We start from the raw sequence: 25,663 nt of genomic DNA, 5'->3' as shown, positions 1-25,663 counted from the left end.
CCGCCGGCTGCCACTGTGGTGACCGGCGGTTCCGGCGGCATGGCCGGGCGCCGCCGGAGCGGAATGGGAGGCACATGGACAAGGTCGTGCCCTCGGCGGCGGACGCGGTCGCCGGCATCGGCGACGGGGCTTCGCTGGCCGTCGGCGGATTCGGGCTGTGCGGGGTGCCCGCGGTCCTGATCTCCGCCCTGTACGAGCGGGGCGCCGGGAACCTGACGGTCGTGTCGAACAACTGCGGGCTGGACGGCCGGGGCCTCGGGCAGCTCCTCGCCGCGGGGCGGATCGCGCGGGCGATGGGCTCCTACGTCGGCGAGAACAAGGAGTTCGCCCGCCAGTACCTCGCCGGCGAGATCGAGGTCGAGCTGATGCCGCAGGGCACGCTCGCCGAACGGCTCCGCGCGGGCGGCTCGGGCATCCCCGCGTTCTACACCCCCGCGGGCGTCGGCACGATGGTCGCCGAGGGCGGCATGCCCTGGCGGTACGCCCCGGACGGCACCGTCGCGGTCGCGTCGCCGCCCAAGGAGGTCCGCGAGTTCGGCGGCCGCCGGTACGTGCTCGAGGAGAGCATCACCACCGACTTCGCGCTGGTGCGCGCCGCCGTCGGCGACCGGCACGGCAACCTGGTCTTCGACAAGGCCGCCCGGAACTTCAACCCGCTCGCCGCGATGGCCGGGCGGATCACGGTCGCGGAGGTCGAGCGGCTCGTCGAACCCGGCGAGCTCGACCCCGACGCCGTCCACCTGCCCGGCGTGTTCGTCCAGCGGGTGCTGGAGCTGACGCCCGAGCAGGCGGCGGACAAGCCCATCGAGAAGCGGACGGTGCGCCCCGCCGCGCCGGCGGACGGGGAGGGCGCCTGATGGCCTGGTCCAGGAACGAGATCGCCGCGCGCGCGGCGGCCGAGCTGCCCGACGGCGCGTACGTCAACCTCGGCATCGGCCTGCCCACCCTGATCCCCGGGTACGTCCCCGAGGGCCGCCACGTGACGCTGCACGCCGAGAACGGCGTCCTCGGCGTCGGCCCGTACCCGGCCGAGGACGAGGTCGACCCCGACCTGATCAACGCCGGCAAGGAGACGGTCACGGCCCTGCCCGGCGCGGCCTGCTTCGACTCCGCCCTGTCGTTCGGCATGATCCGCGGCGGCCACATCGACATCGCCGTGCTGGGCGCCATGCAGGTCTCCGCCCGCGGCGACCTCGCCAACTGGTCCGTCCCCGGTAAAATGATCAAGGGCATGGGCGGGGCCATGGACCTGGTGCACGGCGCCCGCAAGGTGATCGTCGTGATGAGCCACACCACCCGCGACGGCGAACCGAAGATCGTCGAGGAGTGCGCGCTGCCGCTGACCGGCGCGGGCTGCGTCGACCGGATCATCACCGACCTCGGTGTCGTCGACGTCGTCCCGGACGGCTTGGCGCTGGTCGAGACGGCGCCCGGCGTGACCGCCGACGAGATCCGCGCCGCGACCGGACCGCGGCTCCTCGCGCCCGCCGCAGCAGAAGGGACCCCGGCATGACCCACCCCCCGTACCTCCACCCCGGGTACAAGAGCACCGCCCTGCGCGCGCCCGGGCGCGAGCTCGCGATGCCCGGGCTCGGGCCCGACAGCGTCGAGCTGACCTCCCCCGTCTTCGGGCACCAGGAGCTCGGCCGCCTCGACTGGGACCTCACCCGGCAGCACCCCGGCGAGCCGCTCGGCGAGCGCATCATCGTCACCGGCCGGCTGCTGGACACCGCCGGACGCCCGATCCGCGGCGCCCTCGTCGAGGTCTGGCAGGCCAACGCGGCCGGACGGTACCTGCACGCGGGCGACCAGCACCCCGCGCCGCTCGACCCCAACTTCACCGGCGCGGGCCGCTGCCTCACCGACGACGACGGCCGCTACCGGTTCGTCACGATCAAGCCGGGCGCCTACCCGTGGCGCAACCACCGCAACGCCTGGCGGCCCGCGCACATCCACTTCTCGGTGTTCGGGACGGCGTTCACCCAGCGCCTCGTCACCCAGATGTACTTCCCGGGCGACCCGCTGTTCCCCTTCGACCCGATCTTCCAGTCGATCCCCGAGCAGCGGGACCGGGAGAACCTGATCTCCCGGTTCGACATGGAGACCACCGAGCCGGAGTGGGCACTGGGCTACCAGTGGGACATCGTGCTCGGCGACACCCCGATGGAGGACCGATGACCGAGTCGACTCCGCTCCGCCCGTCCCCGGTCACCCCGTCGCAGACGGTCGGCCCGTTCTTCGGGTACGCGCTGCCCTACGAGGAGGGCCCCCGGGTCGTCCCCGACTGGCGGCCGGACGCGATCCGGGTCCGCGGCACCGTGTACGACGGGGCCGGCGAGCCGGTCCCGGACGCGCTCGTCGAGATCTGGCAGGCGGACGGGAACGGCGTGATTCCGGCCGGGCCCGGCGGCCGGGTCCGCGACGGCCACGACTTCTCCGGTTTCGGCCGGTGCGCCACCGACCCCGCGGGCGGCTACTGGTTCAGCACCGTCAAGCCCGGCGCGGTCGGCGGCGGCGCCCCCTACATCGCCGTGCTGGTGTTCGCGCGGGGCCTGCTCAAGCCGGTGTTCACCCGCCTGTACTTCCCGGAGGACGAGGCCGCGCACGCGTCCGACCCGCTGCTCCGCGACGTCCCGGCCGAGCGCCGCGGCACGCTGGTCGCCGAGCGGACGGCCGAACGCGAGTACCGGTTCGACGTCCGCCTCCAGGGCGACGGGGAGACGGTCTTCCTTGCCTTCTGACCACCGGCCGGAACAGGGGACGGCGCCCGGCACCGTGTCGCCCGACGCGGGGCTGCTGTCCCCGGTCCGCGCCGCCACCCGGACCGAGGCGGCCACCGGCGACTCCGCCTACCTGGCGGCCATGCTGGACGCCGAGGCCGCGCTCGCCCGCGCGCAGGCGGGCCTCGGGATCGTCCCCGCGGACGCGGCCGCGGCGATCGCCGCGGCCGCCGACCCGGCCCGGTTCGATCTCGCCGGCGTCGCCCGCCGCGCGCGCGGCGCCGGCAACCCGGTCGTCCCGCTGGTCGCCGACCTGCGCGCCCTCGCCGGGGCCGCGGGCGAGCACGTCCACCGGGGCGCCACCAGCCAGGACATCGTCGACACCGGCGCGATGCTCGTCGCGTCCCGCGCCCGCCGCGTGATCCTCGCGGCGCTCGACGACGCCCTCGCCGCCCTGGCGGACCTCGCCGGGCGGCACCGCGACACCCCGATGGCCGCCCGCACCCTCGGCCGGCACGCGCTGCCGACCACGTTCGGCGCGAAGGCCGCCGGCTGGCTGCTGGGCTGCCTGGAGGCCCGCGACCGGCTGGCCGCGGCGGCGCTGCCCGTCCAGCTCGGCGGCGCCGCCGGGACGCTCGACGCGTTCGGCGACCGCGGCGCCGACCTCGTGGCCGCGTTCGCCGCCGAGACCGGCCTCGACGCGCCGGTCCTGCCCTGGCACACCCGCCGCACCCCGGTCGCGGACCTCGGCGCCGCGCTCGCGGTCACCGCGGGGGCCCTCGGCAAGGCCGCCACCGACGTGTGGCTGCTCGCGCAGAGCGAGGTCGACGAGGCGGCCGAGGCCGCCGGACCCGGCCGCGGCGGCTCGTCGGCGATGCCGCACAAGCGCAACCCCGCCCTGTCCGCGCTGATCCGGTCGGCGGCGCTGCAGGTCCCCGCGCACGTCCAGATCCTGCACGCGGCGCAGGCCGCGCCGCACGAGCGTCCGGCGGGGGAGTGGCACGCCGAGTGGCAGCCGCTGCGCGAGGCGCTGCGGCTCACCGGCGGCGCCGCCGAGACCGCCGCCGAACTGCTCGGCGGCCTCGAGGTCGCGCCGGACCGGATGCGGGCCGGCCTCGACGCCCTCCTGGCCGTCCTCGGCCGTGACCCCGGGCCCGGCGCCGCGCCCGCGCTCGTCGACCGGGCCCTCGACACGTACCGCAGGAGCCGCGCATGACGCCCACCGACCCGTCCGCCGACCCGTCCGCCGGCCGCACCCCGCCCGGCCCCGCCCGCGGCGGGCGGGCCGCGTACGTCCCGCACCACCGCGTGGAGGGCCCGCCCGGAGCGCCCGTCCTCGTCCTCGGGCCGTCGCTCGGCACCACCATGGACCTGTGGCAGCCGCAGCTCCCCGAACTGACCCGGTCCTGGCGGGTGCTGCGCTACGACCTGCCGGGCCACGGCGGCTCGCCCGCGCCGGGCGGACCGTTCACCGTCGCCGACCTCGCCGACGGCGTCGCCGCGCTGCTCGACCGGATCGGCGCCGCCGAGGCCGCCTACGCCGGGGTGTCGCTGGGCGGCGCCGTCGGGACGACGCTCGCGCTGCGCCACCCCGGACGGGTCGCCAGCCTCGTCCTCGTGTGCACCTCGCCCCGGTTCGGCGACCCGGCCGCCTGGCGGGACCGGGCCGCGCTCGTCCGCCGCGAGGGCGTCGAGCCGGTCGCGCGGACGGCGGCGGACCGCTGGTTCACCCCGTCGTTCACCGGCGCGGAGCCGTACGTCGCGATGCTGCGCGGCACCGACCCCGAGGGCTACGCCGGCTGCTGCGACGCCCTCGCGGAGTTCGACGCCGCGGCGCGGCTGCCGGAGGTGTCCGCGCCCACCCTGGTGATCGCCGGGGCGCAGGACGGGCCGACGCCGCCCGCCGGGCACGCCGACCGGCTCGCGGAGGGCATCCCGGACGCCGGGCTGGTCGTCGTCGAGGGCGCCGCGCACCTGGCCGGGGCCGAACGGCCGGGTCCGGTCACCGAGGCGATGACCGCGCATCTGGACCGCACATGGAAGGGACTGGGACGATGAGCGACTCCATGACCGGGGCGACGGGCGACGCGGAACGGCGCGCGGACGGCATGACGGTGCGCCGCGCGGTGCTCGGCGACGCCCACGTGGACCGCGCCGAGGCCCGCAAGGACGGCTTCACCGCCGACTTCCAGGACATGATCACCCGCTACGCGTGGGGCGAGATCTGGACCCGGCCGGGCCTGGACCGCAAGACCCGCAGCTGCATCACCCTCACCGCCCTGGTCGCGCACGGGCACCTGGACGAGCTGGCGATGCACGTGCGGGCCGCCCTGCGCAACGGGCTCACCCCGGACGAGATCAAGGAGGTGCTCCTGCAGACCGCGATCTACTGCGGGGTGCCCGCCGCGAACTCGGCGTTCGCGGTCGCCCAGCGGGTACTGGCCGAGCAGGAGTGACGGGAGTGACCGGATGACCGGGGCGACCGGCCGCGGCGGACCGATCAGGGCGGTCGGCGGGAAGGGCGAGGGCGGGGGCATGGCCGAGGGGGCGCGCCCGGTCAGCGTGGCCGGCAAGGTGATGGCCATCCTCAACGCGTTCGCCCAGGGCGAGGTCCGCCTCAACCTCACGGAGATCTGCCGCCGCGCCGGGCTGCCCCCGGCGACCGGGCACCGCCTCGTCGGCGAGCTGGTCGCGGGCGGGTTCCTGGAGCGGGTGCCGGACGGCACGTACCGCATCGGCACCCGGCTGTGGCGGATCGGCAGCCAGGCGCCCGCCGTGACCGGCCTGCGCGAGCTGGCCCTGCCGCACATGGAGGACCTCTACGAGGCCACCCACGACAACGTGCAGCTCGCCGTGCTGCGCGACGACCACGTGCTGGTCGTCGAACGGCTGCGCGGCACCCGGTCGGTGCCCGTCCTCACGCAGGTCGGGGCGTCCCTGCCGCTGCACACCACCGGGGTCGGGAAGGTGCTGCTGGCGTTCGCGCCGCCGGACGTGCGGGAGGCGGTGCTGGCCGCGCCGCTGTCGCGCCGCACCGCCCGCTCCATCACCGACCCCGCGGAGCTGCGGCGCTGCATCGAGCAGGTCCGCCGCTCCGGTTACGCGCTGACCCGCGACGAGATGACGCTCGGCGCGTCCTCTGTCGGCGCGCCCGTGCGGGACGGGTCCGGGCAGGTCGTCGCGGCGCTGTCGCTGGTGTCGCGCACCCGCAGCGCGGACCTGCGGCGGCTGCTGCCGCCGCTCACCACGGCGGCGCGCGCCCTCTCGCGGGACGTCGCCGTCCACTGGCGCGGGCAGCCCGAGTCGTTCTCCGCCGAGCGGAAGACCGGCGCCTGAGCCGCCCCCCGCGCGCCCCCGGGACGGCGGGGCCCGCATTGCACGCATTGACGAACAGGAGACATGATGCGCACCCAGGTCGCGATCATCGGCGGAGGGCCCGCCGGGCTGCTGCTGTCCCATCTGCTCCACCTGCAGGGGATCGACTCGGTGGTCCTGGAGAGCCGTGATCGCGGCTACGTGGAGCGGCGGCAGCGCGCCGGGATGCTGGAGCAGGGCACGACGGACGTGCTCCGCGAGACCGGAGCCGGGGAACGGCTCGACCGCGAGGGGCTCGTCCACCACGGGCTGGAGCTGCGGTTCGACGGGGCGGGGCACCGGATCCCGCTCACCGACCTCACCGGCCGGACGGTCACCGTCTACGCGCAGACCGAGATCGTCAAGGACCTCATCGCCAAGCGGCTCGAGGACGGCGGCGACATCCGGTTCGAGGCCGAGGTCGTGGAGCTGGACGCGTCCGCGCCGAGCGTCGCGTTCCGCGGCCCGGACGGCGTCGTCCGCACGCTGGAGTGCGACTACATCGCGGGGTGCGACGGGTTCCACGGCGTCAGCCGCCCGGCCGTCCCGGACCTGCGGACGTTCTCCCGCGAGTACCCGTTCGCGTGGCTCGGCGTCCTCGCGGACGTCCCGCCGTCCACCGACGAGCTGATCTACGCGAACCACGAGCGCGGGTTCGCGCTGCACAGCCTCCGCTCGCCCAAGGTCAGCCGCCTGTACCTGCAGGTCGCCCCGGACGAGGACCTCGCCGCCTGGTCCGACGCCCGGATCTGGGACGAGCTGGCGACGCGGTTCGCCACCGACGACGGCTGGGAGCTGCACGAGGGCCCCATCACCGACAAGTCGGTCACGCCGATGCGCAGTTTCGTGGCGGAGCCGATGCGCCACGACCGGCTGTTCCTCGCGGGCGATGCGGCCCACATCGTCCCGCCGACCGGCGCGAAGGGCCTCAACCTGGCCGTCTCGGACGTCATCGTGCTGGCGCGCGCGCTCACCGAGCGGTACGCGAACGGGTCCGAGACGCTGCTGGACGGGTACTCCGAGGCGTGCCTGCGGCGGGTCTGGCGCGCCGAGCACTTCTCGTACTGGATGACCACGCTGCTGCACGTCGACCCGGCCGCCGACGCGTTCGACCGCCGCCTGCAGCGGTCGCACCTCGCGTACGTGGCGTCCTCCGAGGCCGCGAAGGCGTCGCTGGCCGAGAACTACGTCGGCCTGCCCATCGCCTGACGCGCCCGGACGGCCCCGCCGGGGGAGGGGCCGGCCCGCGCGGTCAGGTCTCCTCCGGCTCGGCCCCCAGCGTCTCCAGCAGTTCCAAAACCGGCTGCAGCTTCTCGTACAGCAGCAGGACGGGCTCGCCGGGCTCGGCCATGTCGAGCGCCGACGTCAGCGCGCCCTTCAGGTCGCCCGCCGGATGGTGCCGGACGTCCGGGCGGGCCTCCCGCAGCCCCCGGACGATCAGCCGGGTCATCTCGCCGGAGCGGCGGCCCCGCAGGTCCTCGTCCTCGTAGACGACGACGCGCCCGAACGCGCGCCCCAGGATCCGGGCGGTCTCGACGACCAGGTCGTCGCAGCGGTCGCCCGGCAGCGTCACCGCCGCGACACCCGGACCGGCGGCCGCCGCGCCGCCGGGGCCGCCGGGGCCGCCGCGGTCGGGCCCGCCCCAGCGCGCCGCCGTGAACGCGCCCATCGCCGCGACCGCCGCCGGGTTGTGCGCGTAGTCCACCAGCACCGGGTTCTCCCCGACCCGGTACACGCAGCCCCGCCCCGGATTGCGGGTGTGCGGCTCGAACGTGCGCAGCGCCCGCGCCACCACGTCCAGCGGCACGCCCAGGCCCCGGGCCGCCGCGACGGCCGCCAGCGCGTTCGCCACCACGTGCGCCGCGCGCCCCCCGAACGCCCCGGCGATCTCCTCGACCGGCAGCACGCGGGTGCGGCGGTCGCCGGTCGCCTCCGTCACCCAGCCGTGCTCGACGCAGTACCCGACCCCGCCGTGCCGCAGGTGCGCGGCCAGCACCGGCGCGTCCGGAGCCTGCGCGAAGTACCGCACCGACGGGTCCCGGTCGCGGACCGCGGGCCGCTCCGCCAGCCCCGCCGACGCGGGGTCCTCGGCGTTCAGCACGAGCCGCCCGCCGCGCCGCACCTCCTCGGCGACCAGCGCCTTGATGTCCACCAGGTCGTCCAGCGACTCGGTGTCGTCCACCCCGAGGTGGTCGCGGGTGACGTTGGTGACGACCGCGACGTCCGCCCGCTCGTAGCCGAGGCCGCGCCGCACGATCCCGCCGCGCGCCGTCTCCAGCACCGCGGCCTCCACCGTCCGGTCGCCGAGCACCATCTCCGCCGACCGCGGGCCCGACGCGTCCGACATGTGCACCAGCCGCCGCCCGACGTACACGCCCTCGGTGCTCGTCATGCCGGTGCGGCGGCCGTCCAGTTCCAGCATGTGCGCGATCATCCGCACCGTCGTGGTCTTGCCGTTGGTGCCCGTCACCGACACGATCGGCACCCGCGACGGCGCGCCGTCCGGGTACAGCAGGCCGATGATGTCGCCCGCGACGTCCCGCCCCTCGCCCTCGCTGGGCGCCAGGTGCATGCGCAGGCCGGGGGCGGCGTTCACCTCCAGGATCCCGGCGGCGCCCGGCTCGGGCGGGGGCGGCGCCGCGATGTCGGGCAGCCGCAGGTCGATGCCGCACACGTCCATGCCGACCGTCGCGGCCGCCCGCACGCACAGCGCGGCCACCTCCGGATGCACGTCGCCGGTCACGTCCCGGCTGGTGCCGCCGGTCGACAGGTTCGCGTTCCGGCGCAGCCACACCGTCTCCCCGGCGGTCGGGATCGCGGCGGGGCCGTGCCCCTGCCGCGCCAGCAGCCCCAGCTCGGCCGGGCCCAGCACCAGCCGGGTCAGCGGCCGGTCGTGGCCCTCCCCGCGCGCCGGGTCGGCGTTCACCCGCTCCACCAGCTCCGCCACGGTCGCGGCGCCGTCGCCGACGACCCGCGCCGCGGTCAGCTCCGCGGCGGCCGCCACCCGGCCGCCCACCACGAGGACCCGGTAGTCGCGGCCCGGGACGTACGACTCGACGATCACCGCGGCCCCGTCGCCGCCGGCGGCCGGCCCCGCGCCCGCGCCCGCGGCCGTCGCCGCGCCTCCGGCGGCCGCCGTGAACGCCGCGACCACCTCCTGCGGCTCCGTCAGCTCGATGTGGACGCCCTCGCCCTGGTGCCCGGCGACCGGCTTGACGACCACCGGCCCGCCGATCTCCCGCAGCGCCTCGAGCGCCTCCGCCGGGGACGACGCCACCCGCCCCGCCGGCACCGGCAGGCCCGCGTCGGCCAGCAGCCGGTGCGCCAGCCGCTTGTCGCCCGCGACCTCCATGCCGATCGCCGACGTCGCGTCCGTCATCGCCGCCCACACCGTCCGGCGGTGCCGCCCGTACCCCAGGCGCAGCAGGTTGAGGCCCCCGACCCGGCGGACCGGGACGCCCCGCCGCCGCGCCGCCGCGGCCAGCGCGGCGGTGCTCACCCCGAGCCGCTCCGCCTCGTGCTCGGCGGCGATCTCCGCGAGCTCGTCCGCGGTGTCCGGCACCCGCCCGGCCAGCGCGCCCTGCACCACCCGCAGCGCGACGCCGACCAGCCGCTCCACGACCGTGCTGCCCGCCGGCTCGTCCCGCGGGCACTCCAGCACCACGTCGTAGCGTCCCGGCGGACCCGCCAGGACCGTCCGGCCGAAGAACGCGTCCCGGCCGATCAGCCCGGACAGCTCCAGCGTGACGTGCTCGGTGACGTGCCCGAAGTAGGTGCCGCGCGCCATCGCGTCCAGCAGCCCGCCGGGACGGCCCGCCGCGCAGTGGTGCGACGCCAGGCCGGGCAGCGCCGCCACCAGCCGCTCGGCGAACCCGGGATGGTCGGTGGTCTCGTGGCCGGTCAGCCCCTGCAGGTCCAGGTGCGCGATCGCGACCGGACGGGACAGGTAGACGTTCGGGCCGCTCAGGCGGCGCACGTGATCGAGCCGCACGGTCAGTCCCCCTTCGGGCCGCGCATCGTGCCGACGGCCGGCAGCCTGTCGTTCATCTGGAAGGTGCACCCCGCCGGGAGGAGGTGCAGCGCGACGTCGAGCATCGCCATCGGCTCGTCGTCGGACGCGGCGTAGGCGACCGTGCACTGGCTCGCGTCCACGACCGTCACCACGCCCGTCCCCACCACCGTGAACTGGCCGTCGCCCACGCAGATCGCGGTGTCCTCGTCGATGCCGACCCCCAGCAGCCGCGTCTCCAGCGCTATCCCGCTCAGCAGCCGCGGCAGCCGGCCCCGCTCGTTGAAGTGCATGTCGATCAGGACGTCGGGCAGCAGCGACAGGCCCGGCCCCACCTTGACGCTCGACGCCGCCACCTCGTGGCCGCCGCCGCCGAGGATCATCCAGTGGCCCATCGCGGTGGCGCCGGCGCTCGTCCCGGCGATCACCAGGCCCTCCTGCTCGAACCGCCGCTTGAGCAGCTCGTTCGTCCGCGACCCGACCAGCGTCCGCAGCCGCGACTGGTCCCCGCCGCTGAACAGCACGCCGGTCGCGGTCTCCAGCGCCCGCAGCGTCGCCGGGTCGTCCGCGGCCCGCCGGCCCAGCAGCCGCAGCTCGCGCACCGACGGCACCCCGAGCCGGCCGAACACCGCCGTGTACTCCTCGGCGACCTCGTCCGGGACCTCCGTCGCCGTCGTGATCACCACGATCCGCGCGTCCTCGCCGCCGGCCAGCTCCGCGAACGTCTCGAGCGGACCGGCCCCGCACGTCCGGTTCTCGGCCCCACCGATGATCAGCAACCGGCCCTTGCGTCCGGCATCCGTGTCGTTCACATCAGCCAACTACCCCCCATCACTCTGGGTAGTCCAATGGGCGCGTCATGTCATATCCACCCGTGCCGGGTACGTTCCGCCGCGCCTCCGGGGAATCTTCCGGCCCGCGCGTACGCTGAACCTTTACGGGCGGACGACCGTTCCATGGTGTCCGACGCCCGTCAGAAGCTTTCATTGGACGTAGCGTCGAACAAGGGACGACCGGCCGTGAGCGACATTCCCCGCCGCGCGGTGACGCGCACCGCCAAGCTCGCCTCCCTGCCGCTCGGCTTCGCCGGGCGCACCGCCGTGGGGTTCGGCAAGCGCACCTTCGGCAGGCCCGCCGAGACCGTGGCCCTCGAGGTGCAGCGCCGCACCGCCGAGCAGCTCTTCAGCGTGCTCGGCGAACTCAAGGGCGGCGCGATGAAGGTCGGGCAGCTCCTGTCCATCTTCGAGGCCGGGCTCCCCGAGGAGGTCGCCGGCCCCTTCCGCGCCAGCCTCACCCGGCTGCAGGAGGCGGCGCCGCCGATGCCCGCCGAGACCACCCACCGCGTCCTGGCCGAGGGGCTCGGGGACGACTGGCGCGAGAAGTTCGCCGAGTTCGACGACGTCCCGGCCGCCGCCGCGTCCATCGGCCAGGTCCACAAGGCCGTGTGGCACGACGGCCGCACCGTGGCCGTCAAGGTGCAGTACCCGGGCGCCGCGCAGGCACTGATGAGCGACTTCGCGCAGATCTCCCGGCTCAGCCGCCTGTTCACGCCGCTGTTCCCCGGCGTCGAGGTCAAGCCCGTGATCGCCGACCTGAGGCGGCGGCTGGAGAAGGAACTCGACTACGTCGACGAGGCGCGCGCGCAGACCGCCTTCCATGACGCCTACGCCGGCGACCCCGACTTCCTGGTCCCCGCCGTCGTCGCCCAGTCGGGCAACGTGCTGGTCACCGAGTGGCTCGAGGGCGCCCCGCTCGCCCGCGTCATCGCCGAGGGCGACCAGGACGACCGCGACCGCGCCGGGCTGCTGCTGTTCCGCTTCCTGCTGTCGGGCCCCGCCCGCTGCGAGATGATCCACATCGACCCGCACCCGGGCAACTTCCGGCTGCTGGACGACGGCCGGCTCGGCGTCATGGACTTCGGCGGCGCCGCGCGCGTCCCCGCCGAGCTGCAGTGGTCCATCGGACGGCTGCTGCGCATCGGCACCCTCGGCGACCCCGACGCGATCGTCGACGCCCTCTGGGAGGAGGGCTGGCTCGCCGAGGACGCCGAGGTCGACCCCGACGAGGTCGCCGACCTCATCGCCCCGCACGCCGCCCCGTTCGCCGTGGAGCGCTTCCGCTACAACCGCGAGTGGATGCGCGAGCAGACCGCGCGCGGGCTCGGCCTGGCCTCCGACATGCGGCCGGGCGCGCTCGCCCGCCAGTTCCGGCTGCCGCCCCAGTACCTCGCCGTCAGCCGCGCCCTCGCCGGGGGCGGCGGCGTCCTGTGCCAGCTCGAGGCCGAGGGCGCCTACCGCGCCGAGGCCGAGCGGTGGCTGCCCGGCTTCGCCGACGACGACCCCGGCACCGACGCCCCGGAGGAGATCACGGCCTGACGGCCCCACGCGAAGGCGGGCGAAGGCCCGCCACGCGCCGGACGCGTGGCGGGCCTTCGTGCGGAGGTCTTCGGACCGGGCCCGCGCGGCACGGGCCGGGGCGTCAGGCGAGCGCCCGGGCCTCTTCCTCCTCGACCTGCCGGTTCCACTCGCGCTTGGACGACTGCCAGCCGTCCTCGTCGCGGCCCAGCCGCCAGTAGCCCGAGATCGACAGCCGCTCCATCGGGATCTGCCGCTCGACCCGAAGGTACCGCCGAAGCGTCTTGACGAAGTTCGCCTCGCCGTGGACGAACGCGTGCACCTCGCCGTCCGGCCAGGCGAGCTTCTGCACCGCGTCCACCAGCAGGTCGCCGACCTTCTCGCCGCCCCGGTACAGCCACGTCACCTCGACGCCGCCGGGGAGGTCCTGCCGCTCCTCCGGCCCGGCCACCTCGACGAGCACGCGGGCGGGGACGCCCGCGGGCAGCCGCTCCAGCGACGCCGCGATGGCCGGCAGCGCGCTCTCGTCGCCGGCCAGCAGGTGCCAGCCCGCGTCCGCGCTCGGCGCGTACGCCCCGCCCGGCCCGAGGAACACCAGCTCGTCGCCCGGCTTCGCGTTCGCCGCCCACGGGCCCGCGACGCCCTGGTCGCCGTGGTACACGAAGTCGATCGTCAGCTCGCGGGCGTCGGCGTCCCACGCGCGCACCGTGTAGGTGCGGGTCATCGGCCACTGCTCGCGGGGCATCTCGGCGCGGATCCGCTCCATGTCGAACGGCTCCGGATACTCGACCCCGGGACGCGGAAACTGGAGCTTCACGTAGTGGTCGGTGAACTCGCCCGCGTCGAAGTTCGCGAGCCCGTCGCCGCCCAGGACGACCCGGATCATGTGCGGGGTGAGCCGCTCGGTGCGCAGTACCGTGCCCACGTGGAGCCTCGCCTTCCTGCGCGCCGGGCCCCGGTTGAGCTCCGGCTTCCCGCGCACCGGTTCCGTCGCCATGCATCCTCCGCTGTTGTCGGCCAATCCCGTTAGGTAAGCCTAACTTGCGGAAGATCCTGATTGTTCCCGCCGTTCGGGATACCGTCGGCCGGACGGCGTTCCGGCGACCCGGCGGGTGGGCTCATGGCGGTCGGCAGGCACACGATGACGGACGAGCAGCGCAAGTCGGTGGCGCTGGAGTACCTCAAGGGGTTCGACAACGGCGGCGTGGCCTCCGACGGGTCGCCGATCCTCGACCTGTTCGCCGACGACGCGCAGGTGTACTTCCCGAAGTGGGGCCTCGCCACCGGCAGGGACGAGATCGCCCGGCTGTTCGGCGACGTCGGCGGGACGATCACCTCGATCCGGCACCACTACGCCATGTTCAACTGGATCTTCTCCGGCGGGGACACGCTCGTGTGCGAGGGCACCAGCCACGGCGAGCACCGCGACGGCCCCTGGCGCGCGGGCGTTCCCGAGTGGGGCGCCGGACGCTGGTGCGACGTCTTCGAGATCCGCGACTGGAAGATCCAGCGCGTCTTCATCTACCTGGATCCCGACTACGCGGGCGGCGACACCGCCCGCTACCCGTGGCTCGCGGGGGAGGCCGGGCGGGAGTGACGGCGCGCCGGCGCCCGCGAACGCCCGTCAGCGCGCGGGGGCGGCGGTGCGGGCCGCGCGGGTGCGGGCCACCTCGGCGGCGACGGCCTCGAACGCGGCTTCCGTCTCGTCCTCGCCCGCCAGGGTGTAGAGGGTCGACTTCACGATCACGACGCCGTACTCGGGCGACACCCAGATGCGCTGCCCGCCGAGGCCGTTCGCGGAGAAGTCGCCGTCGTCCTCCAGCCACCACTGGAACCCGTACCCCCGGTTGAAGGACGCGGACGGGCTCGTCGACCGCTCCACCCAGGACTCGGGCACGACCTGCCGCCCGTTCGCCCGGCCGCCGTTCAGGTACAGCAGCCCGAACCGGGCGAAGTCGCGGTCGGTCGCGTAGACGCAGCAGTAGCCCATGCTGTTGCCGCTGGAGTCGTTGCCGAGGAACGCCTTGGCGCCCATCCCCGCCGGGCCCCAGATCTTCTCCTGCACGTAGGTGTGGAAGGGGACGCCCGTCGCCTCGGCGACCGTCCAGGCCAGCACGAACGAGTTCATGCTCGTGTACTCGAACCGGGTGCCGGGCTCCCAGCCGCGCTTCTGCCGCTTCGCCAGTTCGGGCAGCGGGTAGCCGAGGCTCGCGGCGACGTGCACGAACGGGACGTCCTGCGCCTCCTCCCAGTCGATGCCCGACGTCATCCGGAGCAGGTCGCGCAGCGAGACGCCGGCGAAGCCGGAACCCGCGAGCTCCGGCAGGTACTCGGTGACCGGATCGTCGATCGAGTCGATGGCCCCCTCGCCGAGCGCGACGCCGACCGCCGCCGAGGTGAACGACTTGGCGACCGACCACGACTGGAACAGCGAGTCCCGGTTCGCCGCCGTGTACCGCTCGAAGACGACGTCCCGCCCGTCCAGGACGACGAAGCCCTGCGTGCCCGTCCGGGCCAGGTAGTCGTCGAGCGTGCGCTCCGCGCCGTCGTGGGTGTAGGTCACCGACAGCGGCCGGTGCGCCTCGCGCAGCTCCACCGGGTCGGACGACGGGCGCAGCGGGTCGAAGCCGCGCGCCGGTTCGGCGTCCGCGGAGAGCGCCGCCGGGCCGGACGGGCGGAGCGCGGACGGGGCGGGACCGGGCGCGGCCGGGTCGGCGGCGGCCGGCGCGGCGGTCAGCGTGAGGGCGACCGTCACGGCGGCGGGGGCGAGCGCGAACGTCCAAGGCGTGCGGCGCATCGGGTCTCCCTGGGGGTGCGGGATCGGCGGGCTGCTCTGATCATGATCGATATTGGACGACGCGTCGATATATTCGGCGACATTTTTCTGTCTCCGGGCGGTGCGCGCCGCGGCGGGTCCGGCGCCGTGACCCGCCGCGGGGGGACGAGGGGGCCGCGGCGGCGGCCTCGGGGCGGTGAGGTGCGGCGGGACGGGTGCGCGCGGGCCGTGTAGCGGCGGCGCGCCGGGGAATGCCCGTCTCCGCGGACGATCTTCGTGCGTGGCGCGGGCGGCCGGTGCGACGAAATCATCCGTCCGCGACGGTTGACCATGTCCGTGATGATTATTTACGTTCGCGTCAGTTGTGTTCCACGTCACACTCCGAGGAGGCGCGGATGACGAAAGGGCCGAAGGTCCCCGAACTGGCCCGGGAAATGGCCGCGGAATTCGCCGGCACGCTGATCCTCATACTGTTCGGTCTCGCGGTCGTCGCGCAGGTCGCGGCGGCCGGGATCGGCGACCACGACAGCATCTCCTGGGCCTGGGGACTCGCCGTCACCCTGGGCGTCTACGTCTCGGCCCGGATCAGCGGCGGCCACATCAACCCGGCCGTGACGGTCGCGCTCGCCGTCTTCAAGGGCTTCCCCTGGCGCAAGGTCCTGCCGTATATCGCCGCGCAGATGCTCGGCGCGTTCATCGCCGCGCTACTCGTCCGCTGGAACTACACCGAGGTCCTGCACGCGTTCGACCCGGGCCTGACACAGAAGTCGCAGGCCGTCTTCTCCACCATGCCCGGCAACGGCGAGCTGCCCGTCGGGATGTGGGGCGGGTTCCGCGACCAGGTCATCGGCACCGCGATCCTCCTCTTCCTGGTGCTCGCCCTCACCGACCTGCGCAACTCGCCGCCGCTGGCGAACATGACGCCGTTCATCATCGGGCTCGTGGTGGTGGCGATCGGGATGGCGTGGGGCACCAACGCCGGCTACGCGATCAACCCGGCGCGCGACTTCGGCCCGCGCCTCGCCCAGTTCCTCACCGGCTACGGGGAGGCGTGGCGGGATCAGTACGGTGATCTCTACTTCTGGGTGCCGATCGCCGGACCGATCATCGGGGGGATCATCGGCGCGGGGCTCTACATCCTGCTCATCGGGCGCATGCTCCCCGCCGAGGGGCCCGGTGACGGCGAGCCCCGCCCCGAGTACGACGTGGACTGAGCGGACGCGACCGAGAAAGACGCGTCCGGACAAGAGGCGACCGAGCAAGACGCGACCCGTGCGGGACGCGACCTGGCACGGCACCGCGAGGCGGACGGACGCGAGGTGGCGAGGGCCTCGGCCCTCCAGCAGAAAGGCAGGCATCGATGGCCGACTTCGTCGGAGCGCTCGACCAGGGGACGACCAGCACCCGTTTCATGATCTTCGACCACGGCGGGAACGAGGTCGCCCGCCACCAGCTCGAGCACGAGCAGATCCTGCCGCGGGCGGGCTGGGTCGAGCACAACCCCACCGAGATCTGGGAGCGCACCCGCGCGGTCGTCCAGACGACCCTGAACAAGGCGCACCTCGACTACGGCGACCTGGCCGCGTTCGGCATCACCAACCAGCGGGAGACCACGCTCGTCTGGAACCGCCGCACCGGACGCCCGTACCACAACGCGATCGTGTGGCAGGACACCCGCACCGACCGGATCGCCTCCGCCCTGGACCGGGACGGCCGCGGCGACGTCATCCGGCACCGTGCGGGGCTGCCGCCCGCGACGTACTTCGCCGGCGGCAAGATCCAGTGGATCCTGGAGAACGTCGACGGGGTCCGCGAGGCCGCCGAGAAGGGCGAGGCCGTCTTCGGGACCATGGACACCTGGGTGCTGTGGAACCTGACCGGCGGGCGGGACGGCGGCGTGCACGTCACCGACGTCACCAACGCCAGCCGCACCATGCTCATGGACCTGGAGACCCTCGACTGGGACGACGAGCTCCTGTCCTTCTTCGGCGTGCCCAGGGCGATGCTGCCGGAGATCCGCTCCTCGTCCTCGCCGGAGCCCTACGGCGTCACGCGGGCGGCCTCGCTGGGCGGCGAGGTGCCGCTGACCGGGATCCTCGGCGACCAGCAGGCCGCCACGGTCGGGCAGGTGTGCTTCGCGCCCGGCGAGGCCAAGAACACCTACGGCACCGGCAACTTCCTGCTCCTCAACACCGGTGAGGAGCTGGTGAGGTCGGAGGCCGGGATGCTGACGACGGTCTGCTACCGGTTCGGGGACGCCAAGCCGGTGTTCGCGCTGGAGGGGTCGATCGCGGTGACGGGGTCGGCGGTGCAGTGGCTGCGCGACCAGCTCGGGATCATCTCGGGCGCCGCGCAGTCCGAGGCCCTCGCCCGCCAGGTCGACGACAACGGCGGCGTCTACTTCGTGCCCGCCTTCTCCGGGCTGTTCGCCCCCTACTGGCGCTCGGACGCGCGCGGCGCCATCGTCGGGCTCTCCCGGTTCAACACCAACGCGCACCTCGCCCGCGCCACCCTGGAGTCCATCTGCTACCAGAGCCGGGACGTCGTCGAGGCCATGCACGCCGACTCCGGCGTCTCCCTGGACGTCCTCAAGGTCGACGGCGGCGTCACCGCCAACGAGCTGTGCATGCAGATGCAGGCCGACATCCTCGGCGTCCCCGTCTCCCGCCCCGTCGTCGCCGAGACGACCGCCCTCGGCGCCGCCTACGCGGCGGGCCTCGCCACCGGTTTCTGGTCCGGCACCGACGAGCTCCGCCGGAACTGGAACGAGGACAGGCGCTGGGAGCCCACCTGGAGCGAGGAGCGCCGCGCCGAGGGCTACGCCGGCTGGAAGAAGGCCGTGGAGCGCACCTACGGCTGGGTGGACGTCGACTGAGCGCCGCCCGCCGGCCGGTCCGCGAACGACGCGGTGAACCGCGCGGCGATCTCGTCGAGGGTCCGCAGGATCGCGACGGTCTCGTCCAGCGGCATCAGCGGCGACTCGGTGAGGCCCGCGCGCAGGCAGCGCGCGACCTCCTCGGCCTCGTAGGTGAACCCGTGCCCGGGGACGTCCGCGGTGATCTTCTCGGGCGCGGCGCCGGCCCGCATCAGGGTCATGGCGGACGGCCGGTAGAACGGGGCCGCGACGTCGACGCGGCCCCGCGTGCCCACGACGGTGGCGGTGTGCGGGGAGAACCCGGTGAGCCCGCAGTGCAGCAGCGCGACCGCGCCGGACTCGTAGCCGAACATGATCCCGGTGTTGGCGTCCACGCCGGTGGGCGCGGGGCTCGCGGCGACCTGCACGGTCGCGGGCGGGCCGAGCAGCGGCCAGGTGAACGACACGGGGTAGCAGCCGAGGTCGAGCAGCGCGCCGCCGCCGAGCGCGGGGGACCACTGCCGGTGCGCCGGGTCGAACTCGGCCGCGACGGAGAAGTCCGCGTACACGGACGTCACCTCGCCGATCGCGCCGTCCGCGACCAGTTCGCGGAGGCGGCGGACGAGCGGGTTGAACCGCGTCCACATGCCCTCCATGGCGAACACGCCGTGCTCGCGGGCGATCGCCGCGAGCTTCTCGGCGTCGTCGGCGGACGTGGTGAGGGGCTTCTCCACCAGCACGGCCCGTCCGGCCTCCATGCACAGCCGCGCGGGCTCGAAGTGCAGGGGATGCGGGGTGGCGACGTAGACGACGTCGACGCCGTCGTCGGCGGCGAGACCGGCGTACGACGCGTGCGCGCGGGGGATCCCGAACCGCTCGGCGTACGCGGACGCGGAGGCGGCCGACCGCGACCCGACGGCGACGACCTCGTGGTCGGGGAGGAGGCCCAGATCCTCGGTGAACGTCGCGGCGATTCCGCCCGTACCCAATATGCCCCAGCGCACCGTTGATCCCGCCATGGGGTGATCGTAACGGCGATCAAGTCTTTTGGAGACGCCGCGGCCGATTTAACATCAAGTCACGGACAGTAGTGAATCGACTGCGGAGGGAAACACATGCTCGGACGTCTCGGCACGACCGGCCTGACGATCGGCTTCACGATCGGCCTCGTCTCCACGGCCCTGCTCGCCGTCCCGCCCGCCGCCGCGGCGGCCCGGACGGTGCCGGAGGCGGGGGGACCGGCCGGGTACGCCCGGCAGGCCGCGGTCGACTTCACGGGCATCGTGGCCCTGGACAACTGCTCGGGCTCGCTGGTGCGCGGGCCGCGGTCCCGCGACGGCGACCCGGCCCTGGTGATGACGAACGGGCACTGCCTGAGCACCGGGATGCCGGGGGCGGGCGAGGTGATCGTCGACCGGCCCTCCGCGCGGACGTTCACGCTGCTCGACCGGACGGGCCGCCGGAACCTCGGCACGCTGCGCGCCGACAACCTCGAGTACGCCACGATGACCGGCACCGACGTCGCCGTGTACCGGCTGGACGCCAGCTACGCCGAGATCCGGCGGCGGTACGGCGTCCCGGCCCTGCGGCTGTCGGCGGCCCGGCCGCCGGACGGCACCCCGATCCGGGTCGTGTCCGGGTACTGGCGGCAGATCTACGCCTGCTCGATCGGCGGGACCGTCCACCGGCTCCGCGAGGCCGAGTGGACCTGGGCCGACTCGATCCGCTACACCTCCGCCTGCCGGACGATCGGCGGCACGTCCGGCTCCCCGGTGGTCGACGCGTCGACGGGCGCGGTCGTCGCCGTCAACAACACGGGGAACGAGGACGGCGAGCGCTGCACCCTGAACAATCCGTGCGAGGTGGACCGCAACGGCCGGGTGACCGTGCGGCCGGGCGCGTCGTACGGGCAGCAGACGTACGCGCTCGCCCGCTGCCTCGCCCCGGGCGGCGACGTCGCGGTCGGCGGGACCTGCGCGCTGCCCGAGCCCGCGCGGACCTGAGGGGGCGCCGCGCCGGGCCGCCCGCCGACCCGCTCACCGCTCGGCGAGCAGCCCGGCGCGGAGCTTGTCCAGGGTGCTGCGCAGCAGCCGCGACACGTGCATCTGGGACAGGCCGATCTGCTCGGCGATCTGCGTCTGGGTCTTGTTGCCGAAGAAGCGCAGCAGCAGGATCGTGCGCTCCCGCTCGGGCAGCTCGTCGATGAGCGGGCGCAGCGCGTGCCCGTCGATGAAGGCGTCCAGCTCCGGGTCGTCGGAGCCGAGGTACTCGCCGACGGTGCCGCCGCCGTCGCCGCCCTGCCCGCCGTCCGCCGGGGCCTCCAGGGACAGCGGGCGGTAGGCGTCGCAGGCCACCAGGACCTCGACGGCCTCGTCCTCGCCGATCTCCATGAGCGCGGCGATCTCCCGGGTCGTGGGGGAGCGGCCGTGCTCCCGGGTGAAGTCCTGGACGGTGCGCTGCAGCACGGGGCGCAGTTCCTGGATGCGGCGCGACACCCGCAGGCCCCACGTCTTGTCCCGGAAGTGCCGCTTCACCTCGCCGGTGACCACCGGGTAGGCGTAGGTGACGAACCGGTCGCCGACCTCGGGGTCGAACCGGTTGATGGCCTTGACGAGGCCGAGGTAGGCGACCTGCACCAGGTCGTCCATCGGCTCGCCGCGGTTCGCGTACCGCCGCGCCACCCCGCGGACGAGCGCGGCGTGCAGGTCGACGAGGCGGGCGCGCAGCCGCTCGCGGCGCGGGTCGTCCTCGGCGAGCCGGTTCATCTCGGCGAGCAGCGCCTCGGCCTGCCCGTCGTCCGCGCGGCGGGGGGCGTCGGGGCGCGCGGCCGCGCCGGGACGTCCGGGCGGTTCGGGGTCCGCGGCCGGGCGGCCGGAGCCGGGGGCGGGCGCGGCGGTCTCCGCGGCGGCCGGGTCCGCGGGCGCCGCGGCGTGTTCGGGGGCGGGGGCGGGGGAGGGGGCCGGGAGTTCGGTGCCCGAGGCGTGCTCCTGCGGAGTGCCGGGACGGTGCCGTTGCGTTCGGCGGTCGAGGGGCGCCGACGTGATCAAAATGTCTCCTTAGCGCACAAGTGCGGCATGCGGGGGGATGCGGTGCTCCGCCCCCTCTACCCGGCAGAGTCGGCCTCACACCGGATCCCGCCTTCCCGCGGGCGGGGCGCGAATCGACGCGGGACGGCGGGGAAAAGGGGGTGCATGGCGCTTGAGGTGGTCACGGAACTGGAGAGGCTGGCGGAGCTCCTGGAGGCGCGGCCGGAGCTGTACGTGCGCTGGTCGCCCGACCCGGAGGCCGATCGGGACCGGCCGCACAGCGTGGACGGGCTGACCGGGGCGCGACTGCCGGGGCTGTCGGCGAATCCGCTGGCCGTGGAGCCGTGGTGGGGCGAGCGGTCGACCGTCCTGTGGGTGGCCCGGCGCCTGCACGACTACTCGCACCTGCGGAACGCGCGGGCGCACGGCGCCCGGCCGTGGGTGCTGGAGGGCGAGGAGGTGGGCCGGGGCCCCGACAACGAGCCGATCGTCGCGCGTCCGGTGCCCGTCGCGCTGGTCGACCGGCGCGTCCTCGACCAGGCCGCGGACGTCCTCGAGCGGGACCGGCGCGGCGCGTGGGGGCCGCTGGACCGGGGCGGCGGGGGAGAAGGGCGGTGAGCCGTGGGCACGATCACCGAATCGGTCAACGTCACCGTGCCGGTGGCCGTCGCGTACCGGCAGTGGACGCGGTCGGAGACCTTCCCGCGGTTCATGGCGGGGGTGCGGGAGGTCCGGCGGATCGACGAGGCCACGACGCGCTGGGCGGCGCGCGGCGGCGGCGTCGTCCGGGAGTTCGACGTGACGGTGGTGGAGCGGCTCCCGCAGGAGCGCATCGCGTGGACGTCGCCGGACGGCCCGCTGCACTCCGGCGTCGTGACGTTCCGCCGCCTGGACGCCACGACGGCGCGGGTGACGGTGCGGCTGGAGTTCGACCCCGAGCGGATCGCGGCGCGCACCGGCGACCGGGCGGGCGCGCTCACCCGCCGGCTGAAGGGGGACCTGCAGCGCTTCAAGCGGCTGGTCGAGGGCCGTGCCCGGGACGTGGACGGCGTCACCGTCTGAGCGGGCGCCCGCCCGCGGGCCCGGGTGCGTCCGGCCCGGCGCCGTCGGGGGCGGCCGGGCCGCATAGTCGGCCGGAGCGCGGGAACCGGGAGGGGAGGAGTGGTGCGGCCCAGGCTCACGGCTCCGAGCACGTGGCTCCGAGGTCGCGACTGGGCCGCTCACTGACTCTGCCCGCGCGGCGTCCTCGGTAAACCGGCAGGTTTTTGAACCGTCACCGCGGCGTCACACGCACTGGAGAGACCCATGACGCGCACCCGTCCGCCCGCCGCCGCGCCCCCGGCCGCCGGCCCCGGTCCGGCGCCCCCGCCGCGGCGGAAGCGGGCCGCCCCCGGCCGGCGGTGGGCGGAGGGGCGGTGAGCGCGCCCCGCGTCCTGGTGACCGGGTGGCCGAGCTTCCTGCACGGCGAGGCCACCGCAGGGGACGTCCTGGCGATGGAGGCGGTCCGGCGGGCGCTGACCGGCGCGGGGGTGGCGTGCGACCTCGCCTGGAGCCCCGTCTTCCGGCCGGGCGGGCTCGATCTGGAGGGAGCCGACCCGGACGACTACACCGACGTCGTGTTCGTGTGCGGGCCCGCGCACGGCGAGCAGGTCCGCGGCCTGCACCGCCGGTACGCCCGGTGCCGCCGCGTCGCCGTCGGCGTGTCGGTGGTCGACCCGGACGACCCGGCGGTCACCGGGTTCGACGCCGTCCTCGCCCGGGACGCCCCCGCGGCGGGCCCGCGGCAGGACCTGGCCGCGCTGCCGCCGACCGTGTCCGTGCCCGTGGTCGGGGTGGTGCTGGCGCCGGGGCAGCGCGAGTACGGCGACCGGCGGCGGCACGGCGCCGTCGAGGAGGAGCTGACCGGGTGGCTCGGGGAGCGGTCCTGCGCCCGGCTGGTCCTGGACACCCGGCTCGATCCGCGCGACTGGCGGCTGTTCACCGCGGCGGCGGAGCTGGAGTCGGCGTTCCGGCGGCTCGACCTCGTCGTGACGACCCGGCTGCACGGCCTCGTCCTGGCGCTGAAGAACGGCGTGCCCGCGCTGGCCGTGGACCCCGTGGCGGGCGGCGCGAAGGTCGCCGCGCAGGCGCGGGCGTGGGGGTGGCCGGCGGTCGTGACGGTCCCGCGCGGCGCCCCGCCGGGGGACGGCGCGCCGCTGCTGGACCGGGCGGAGCTGGACCGGTGGTGGGACTGGGCGCTGTCGGCCGAGGGCGCCGGGCGCGCGTCCGCGGAACCGCCGTCCGGGACGATGCTCGGCGAGCTTCTGGACGTCCTCGGCGCACGTTAACGGCCCGACATATCGGGCAGTTTCTGCATTTCAGGCACATCACTGCAGGCAGGACAGGAAGGAGTCCGCCATGCGGCACGAGGAGTTCATCGGCCAGGTGCAGGACCGCGCCCGCCTCTCCGGCTGGAGCCAGGCGGAGCGGGCGACGCGCGCCGTCCTGGAGACGCTCGGCGAACGGGTCCCGGAGGGCCTCGCCGACAACCTCGCCGCGCAGCTGCCACACGAGATCGGCGAGCACCTGCGCCGGACCGAGGTCTACGGCGGCGGAGGCAGCGGGGAGCGGTTCGACCGGCACGACTTCGTCGAACGGATCGCCTCCCGCGCCGGCACCGACGATCCGCGCGCCGCCTACCTGGCGCGGGTGGTGCTGGAGGTCACCGACGAGGCGACCGAGGGGGCCACCATGCGCAAGGTCGGGGACGCGCTGCCCGCCGACATCAGGGACCTGATGACCGCCGGCCACTCCGGCTGAAACGGGACCGGCGGACCGGCCGGCCGGAGACGGGCGGACGGTTCGGAAAGCGGAACGGCCGCGACGAGGAGCATCCTCGCCGCGGCCGTCCGCTTTCCACCGCTCGCCCCCGCGTCCCGGGGGCGGGCGCGGCCGGTCAGGCCGGGCGCGCCACCGGCAGCTCGCGGGCGAACCACTCGATCGTGGTGCGCAGCCCCTCCTCGACGCCGATGCGCGGCCGCCAGCCGAGCACCTCCTCGGCCAGCGTCGTGTCGGGCCGCCGCACGCGCGGGTCGTCCTCCGGCCGGTCCACGAACCGCAGCGTCGACCGCGACCCGGTCAGCTCGATGACCAGCCGGGCCAGCTCCGCCATCGACACCTCGTACGGGCTGCCGATGTTCACCGGCCCCGGATGGTCCGACAGCGCCAGCGCGACGATGCCGCGGACGGTGTCGTCGACGTGGCAGATCGAGCGGGTCTGCGAGCCGTCCCCGGTGACGGTCAGCGGCTCCCCGGTCAGCGCCTGCCGCAGGAACGTCGGGACGGCGCGGCCGTCGTCGGGCCGCATCCGCGGGCCGTAGGTGTTGAAGATCCGCACGATCGCGGCGTCCAGCCCCCGCGCGTGCCGGAACGCCGACGTCAGTGCCTCCCCGAACCGCTTCGCCTCGTCGTACACGCTGCGCGGCCCGACCGGGTTGACGTTCCCCCAGTACGACTCGGGCTGCGGGTGGACGAGCGGGTCCCCGTAGACCTCCGACGTGGACGCCAGCACGAACCGGGCGCCCTTGCTCTCGGCGAGGTCCAGCGCGTGGCGGGTGCCCTGGCTGCCGACCTCCATCGTCTGGACCGGCAGCCGCAGGTAGTCCGCGGGGGACGCCGCCGACGCGAGGTGGAACACGTAGCCGACGTCGCCCGGCACGTGCACCGGCTCGGTGAGGTCGCGCTTGACGAACCGGAAGTCGCCCCGCTCGGTCAGATGCGCGATGTTGCGGGACGTCCCGGTCAGTAGGTTGTCCATGCACACCACGGAGATCCCTTGGGCCAGCAGCGCCTCGCACAGGTGCGAGCCGAGGAAGCCCGAGCCCCCGGTCACGACGGCGCGTGGATGTCTCATCATGTCCCCCTCAGCAGTGCGGTGTCGCGGTGCCCTGTCCGGCGGTCGTGCGCCGCGAGGGCCCGGACGGACGCGCGGACGGCCTCGTCCGCGCCGATCTCCAGCAGGCCGGGATCCGGCGCCGCGCCGTGCGGGTCGCCGCGCCGCCCGGCCCACAGCACCGTGTGCTCGGACCGGTCCGGCGGCGGACCCCACAGATCCGGCGGCGTCGGGCCGAACAGGACGACCGACGGCGTGCGGTACGCCGTCGCCAGGTGCGCCACGCCCGTGTCCCCGCACACCACCAGGCGCGCGCCGGCGATCAGCGCGGCGAGCGCCGGGAGCGGGGTGCGCCCGGAGAGATCGGCCGCGGCGCCGGGCCCGGCCCCTTCCGCGACGCGCCCGGCGAGGGCCGTCTCGCCGGGGCCGCCGGTCACGACGACCCGCTCCCCGGCGTCCCGCAGCGCCGCCGCGACGGCCGCGAACCGCTCCGCGGGCCAGCGGCGCGCCGGGTAGGCCGCGCCGGGGTGGACGACGACGGCGCCGGGCGCCGGGGACGCCGTCCGCGGGCGCGGCAGGTCCAGGTCGCCGGGATCGGCGTCGAACCCGTACGCGTCGACGAGCCTGCACCAGCGCGCCACCTCGTGCTCGCCGGCGTCCCACTCCGGCCCGCCGGACTCCGGCAGGCCGGGGCGGGCG

Annotated in this window: 26 protein-coding genes; 18 read left to right on the top strand and 8 right to left on the bottom strand. The window is 75.1% G+C overall.

The annotated features are described in order from the left end of the window. Positions 1–74: 74 nt before the first annotated feature. The 9 genes from H505_RS0138135 to H505_RS0138095 all read left to right on the top strand — a co-directional run bounded on the left by H505_RS0138135 (position 75) and on the right by H505_RS0138095 (position 7,283). Positions 75–857: a CoA transferase subunit A gene (locus H505_RS0138135; RefSeq protein ID WP_026406170.1), complete on the top strand. Its 783-nt coding sequence runs from the start codon at positions 75–77 to the stop codon at positions 855–857. Continuing rightward, positions 857–1,513, top strand: coding sequence for a CoA transferase subunit B (locus H505_RS0138130; protein ID WP_026406169.1), 657 nt, complete (start codon positions 857–859; stop codon positions 1,511–1,513). Before H505_RS0138135 ends, H505_RS0138130 begins: the two co-directional genes overlap by 1 nt. Further along, positions 1,510–2,178: a protocatechuate 3,4-dioxygenase subunit beta gene (gene pcaH, locus H505_RS0138125; RefSeq protein ID WP_026406168.1), complete on the top strand. Its 669-nt coding sequence runs from the start codon at positions 1,510–1,512 to the stop codon at positions 2,176–2,178. Before H505_RS0138130 ends, pcaH begins: the two co-directional genes overlap by 4 nt. Then, positions 2,175–2,741 carry a protocatechuate 3,4-dioxygenase subunit alpha gene (gene pcaG, locus H505_RS0138120; RefSeq protein ID WP_026406167.1) on the top strand — a complete coding sequence of 189 codons (567 nt, stop codon included), beginning with the start codon at positions 2,175–2,177 and terminating at the stop codon, positions 2,739–2,741. The genes pcaH and pcaG overlap by 4 nt, the downstream gene beginning before the upstream one ends. Then, positions 2,731–3,936 carry a 3-carboxy-cis,cis-muconate cycloisomerase gene (gene pcaB / locus H505_RS0138115; protein ID WP_245592736.1) on the top strand — a complete coding sequence of 402 codons (1,206 nt, stop codon included), beginning with the start codon at positions 2,731–2,733 and terminating at the stop codon, positions 3,934–3,936. Before pcaG ends, pcaB begins: the two co-directional genes overlap by 11 nt. Then, complete coding sequence (pcaD, locus tag H505_RS46965) at positions 3,933–4,778, top strand: 3-oxoadipate enol-lactonase (RefSeq protein ID WP_084551292.1); 846 nt, start codon at positions 3,933–3,935, stop codon at positions 4,776–4,778. Before pcaB ends, pcaD begins: the two co-directional genes overlap by 4 nt. Further along, a complete protein-coding gene (pcaC, locus tag H505_RS52235) occupies positions 4,775–5,176 on the top strand; it encodes a 4-carboxymuconolactone decarboxylase (protein ID WP_233617509.1) in 402 nt (133 codons plus the stop codon). Before pcaD ends, pcaC begins: the two co-directional genes overlap by 4 nt. Before the next feature lie 13 nt (positions 5,177–5,189). Then, on the top strand, positions 5,190–6,056 hold the full coding sequence (locus tag H505_RS46960; RefSeq protein ID WP_233617508.1) for an IclR family transcriptional regulator: 867 nt from the start codon (positions 5,190–5,192) through the stop codon (positions 6,054–6,056). A 66-nt stretch (positions 6,057–6,122) separates the two neighbouring features. Continuing rightward, positions 6,123–7,283: a 4-hydroxybenzoate 3-monooxygenase gene (locus tag H505_RS0138095; protein ID WP_026406164.1), complete on the top strand. Its 1,161-nt coding sequence runs from the start codon at positions 6,123–6,125 to the stop codon at positions 7,281–7,283. Between the two features lie 43 nt (positions 7,284–7,326). On the opposite strand, the gene cphA is transcribed toward H505_RS0138095, so the two are convergent. Further along, positions 7,327–10,065, bottom strand: coding sequence for a cyanophycin synthetase (gene cphA, locus H505_RS46955; RefSeq protein ID WP_034521842.1), 2,739 nt, complete (start codon positions 10,063–10,065; stop codon positions 7,327–7,329). Positions 10,066–10,067: 2 nt separating this feature from the next. Beyond that, on the bottom strand, positions 10,068–10,895 hold the full coding sequence (locus tag H505_RS0138085; RefSeq protein ID WP_026406163.1) for a cyanophycinase: 828 nt from the start codon (positions 10,893–10,895) through the stop codon (positions 10,068–10,070). 207 nt (positions 10,896–11,102) lie between these two features. On the opposite strand from H505_RS0138085, the gene H505_RS0138080 reads away from it, so the two are divergent. After that, on the top strand, positions 11,103–12,458 hold the full coding sequence (locus tag H505_RS0138080) for an ABC1 kinase family protein (RefSeq protein ID WP_026406162.1): 1,356 nt from the start codon (positions 11,103–11,105) through the stop codon (positions 12,456–12,458). A 103-nt stretch (positions 12,459–12,561) separates the two neighbouring features. Here H505_RS0138080 and H505_RS0138075 read toward each other — a convergent pair whose 3' ends face one another. Beyond that, positions 12,562–13,434 (bottom strand): siderophore-interacting protein, encoded by an 873-nt coding sequence (locus tag H505_RS0138075; RefSeq protein ID WP_051301619.1) that lies wholly within the window; start codon positions 13,432–13,434, stop codon positions 12,562–12,564. Between the two features lie 123 nt (positions 13,435–13,557). Here H505_RS0138075 and H505_RS0138070 point away from each other — a divergent pair, with 123 nt between their 5' ends. Next, positions 13,558–14,034 (top strand): nuclear transport factor 2 family protein, encoded by a 477-nt coding sequence (locus H505_RS0138070; protein WP_026406160.1) that lies wholly within the window; start codon positions 13,558–13,560, stop codon positions 14,032–14,034. 27 nt (positions 14,035–14,061) lie between these two features. Here H505_RS0138070 and H505_RS0138065 read toward each other — a convergent pair whose 3' ends face one another. Continuing rightward, complete coding sequence (locus H505_RS0138065; protein ID WP_026406159.1) at positions 14,062–15,234, bottom strand: serine hydrolase domain-containing protein; 1,173 nt, start codon at positions 15,232–15,234, stop codon at positions 14,062–14,064. A gap of 374 nt (positions 15,235–15,608) precedes the next feature. On the opposite strand from H505_RS0138065, the gene H505_RS0138060 reads away from it, so the two are divergent. Both H505_RS0138060 and glpK read left to right on the top strand, forming a co-directional pair. Then, positions 15,609–16,427, top strand: a complete 819-nt coding sequence (locus tag H505_RS0138060) for an MIP/aquaporin family protein (protein ID WP_026406158.1) — start codon at positions 15,609–15,611, stop codon at positions 16,425–16,427. Between the two features lie 146 nt (positions 16,428–16,573). Next, complete coding sequence (gene glpK, locus H505_RS0138055; RefSeq protein ID WP_026406157.1) at positions 16,574–18,088, top strand: glycerol kinase GlpK; 1,515 nt, start codon at positions 16,574–16,576, stop codon at positions 18,086–18,088. Here glpK and H505_RS46950 read toward each other — a convergent pair. Beyond that, positions 18,064–19,086: a Gfo/Idh/MocA family protein gene (locus H505_RS46950; RefSeq protein WP_051301618.1), complete on the bottom strand. Its 1,023-nt coding sequence runs from the start codon at positions 19,084–19,086 to the stop codon at positions 18,064–18,066. The two genes, glpK and H505_RS46950, sit on opposite strands and share 25 nt — an antisense overlap. Before the next feature lie 96 nt (positions 19,087–19,182). On the opposite strand from H505_RS46950, the gene H505_RS0138045 reads away from it, so the two are divergent. Continuing rightward, a complete protein-coding gene (locus H505_RS0138045) occupies positions 19,183–20,070 on the top strand; it encodes a S1 family peptidase (RefSeq protein WP_051301617.1) in 888 nt (295 codons plus the stop codon). 33 nt (positions 20,071–20,103) lie between these two features. Here H505_RS0138045 and H505_RS46945 read toward each other — a convergent pair whose 3' ends face one another. Beyond that, on the bottom strand, positions 20,104–21,114 hold the full coding sequence (locus H505_RS46945) for a SigB/SigF/SigG family RNA polymerase sigma factor (RefSeq protein WP_051301616.1): 1,011 nt from the start codon (positions 21,112–21,114) through the stop codon (positions 20,104–20,106). Between the two features lie 144 nt (positions 21,115–21,258). On the opposite strand from H505_RS46945, the gene H505_RS0138035 reads away from it, so the two are divergent. From H505_RS0138035 to H505_RS0138020, 4 genes are all read left to right on the top strand, one after another. Beyond that, complete coding sequence (locus H505_RS0138035; RefSeq protein ID WP_026406155.1) at positions 21,259–21,711, top strand: DUF6098 family protein; 453 nt, start codon at positions 21,259–21,261, stop codon at positions 21,709–21,711. 3 nt (positions 21,712–21,714) lie between these two features. Continuing rightward, positions 21,715–22,155, top strand: coding sequence for an SRPBCC family protein (locus tag H505_RS0138030; protein WP_026406154.1), 441 nt, complete (start codon positions 21,715–21,717; stop codon positions 22,153–22,155). Between the two features lie 353 nt (positions 22,156–22,508). Further along, on the top strand, positions 22,509–23,420 hold the full coding sequence (locus H505_RS0138025) for a polysaccharide pyruvyl transferase family protein (RefSeq protein WP_026406153.1): 912 nt from the start codon (positions 22,509–22,511) through the stop codon (positions 23,418–23,420). A gap of 70 nt (positions 23,421–23,490) precedes the next feature. Next, on the top strand, positions 23,491–23,892 hold the full coding sequence (locus tag H505_RS0138020; protein WP_026406152.1) for a DUF2267 domain-containing protein: 402 nt from the start codon (positions 23,491–23,493) through the stop codon (positions 23,890–23,892). Positions 23,893–24,028: 136 nt separating this feature from the next. On the opposite strand, the gene H505_RS0138015 is transcribed toward H505_RS0138020, so the two are convergent. Continuing rightward, on the bottom strand, positions 24,029–24,985 hold the full coding sequence (locus tag H505_RS0138015) for a UDP-glucuronic acid decarboxylase family protein (protein WP_199747661.1): 957 nt from the start codon (positions 24,983–24,985) through the stop codon (positions 24,029–24,031). Then, positions 24,985–25,663 (bottom strand): glycosyltransferase family 9 protein (locus H505_RS48440; protein WP_211238641.1); only part of this gene is annotated, 679 nt, incomplete at its 5' end. The genes H505_RS48440 and H505_RS0138015, both read right to left, overlap by 1 nt.

The organism is Actinomadura rifamycini DSM 43936 (assembly GCF_000425065.1).
GTDB classification, from domain to species: Bacteria; Actinomycetota; Actinomycetes; order Streptosporangiales; family Streptosporangiaceae; genus Spirillospora; species Spirillospora rifamycini.
The sequence above is the reverse complement of the archived record's forward strand: the minus strand, read 5'-3'. Positions and strand labels throughout refer to the sequence as shown.

Excerpts from the sequence above, each read along its gene's own strand:
- H505_RS46950 (WP_051301618.1), bottom strand. The coding sequence starts at position 19,086 with ATGGCGGGATCAACGGTGCGCTGGGGCATATTGGGTACGGGCGGAATC.
- H505_RS0138130 (WP_026406169.1), top strand. The coding sequence starts at position 857 with ATGGCCTGGTCCAGGAACGAGATCGCCGCGCGCGCGGCGGCCGAGCTG.
- pcaD (WP_084551292.1), top strand. The coding sequence starts at position 3,933 with ATGACGCCCACCGACCCGTCCGCCGACCCGTCCGCCGGCCGCACCCCG.
- H505_RS0138020 (WP_026406152.1), top strand. The coding sequence starts at position 23,491 with ATGCGGCACGAGGAGTTCATCGGCCAGGTGCAGGACCGCGCCCGCCTC.
- H505_RS0138135 (WP_026406170.1), top strand. The coding sequence starts at position 75 with ATGGACAAGGTCGTGCCCTCGGCGGCGGACGCGGTCGCCGGCATCGGC.
- H505_RS0138095 (WP_026406164.1), top strand. The coding sequence starts at position 6,123 with ATGCGCACCCAGGTCGCGATCATCGGCGGAGGGCCCGCCGGGCTGCTG.
- H505_RS0138075 (WP_051301619.1), bottom strand. The coding sequence starts at position 13,434 with ATGGCGACGGAACCGGTGCGCGGGAAGCCGGAGCTCAACCGGGGCCCG.
- H505_RS0138070 (WP_026406160.1), top strand. The coding sequence starts at position 13,558 with ATGGCGGTCGGCAGGCACACGATGACGGACGAGCAGCGCAAGTCGGTG.
- H505_RS46960 (WP_233617508.1), top strand. The coding sequence starts at position 5,190 with ATGACCGGGGCGACCGGCCGCGGCGGACCGATCAGGGCGGTCGGCGGG.
- H505_RS0138060 (WP_026406158.1), top strand. The coding sequence starts at position 15,609 with ATGACGAAAGGGCCGAAGGTCCCCGAACTGGCCCGGGAAATGGCCGCG.
- pcaC (WP_233617509.1), top strand. The coding sequence starts at position 4,775 with ATGAGCGACTCCATGACCGGGGCGACGGGCGACGCGGAACGGCGCGCG.
- H505_RS0138035 (WP_026406155.1), top strand. The coding sequence starts at position 21,259 with ATGGCGCTTGAGGTGGTCACGGAACTGGAGAGGCTGGCGGAGCTCCTG.
- pcaG (WP_026406167.1), top strand. The coding sequence starts at position 2,175 with ATGACCGAGTCGACTCCGCTCCGCCCGTCCCCGGTCACCCCGTCGCAG.
- glpK (WP_026406157.1), top strand. The coding sequence starts at position 16,574 with ATGGCCGACTTCGTCGGAGCGCTCGACCAGGGGACGACCAGCACCCGT.
- pcaH (WP_026406168.1), top strand. The coding sequence starts at position 1,510 with ATGACCCACCCCCCGTACCTCCACCCCGGGTACAAGAGCACCGCCCTG.
- H505_RS0138045 (WP_051301617.1), top strand. The coding sequence starts at position 19,183 with ATGCTCGGACGTCTCGGCACGACCGGCCTGACGATCGGCTTCACGATC.
- H505_RS0138065 (WP_026406159.1), bottom strand. The coding sequence starts at position 15,234 with ATGCGCCGCACGCCTTGGACGTTCGCGCTCGCCCCCGCCGCCGTGACG.
- H505_RS0138015 (WP_199747661.1), bottom strand. The coding sequence starts at position 24,985 with ATGAGACATCCACGCGCCGTCGTGACCGGGGGCTCGGGCTTCCTCGGC.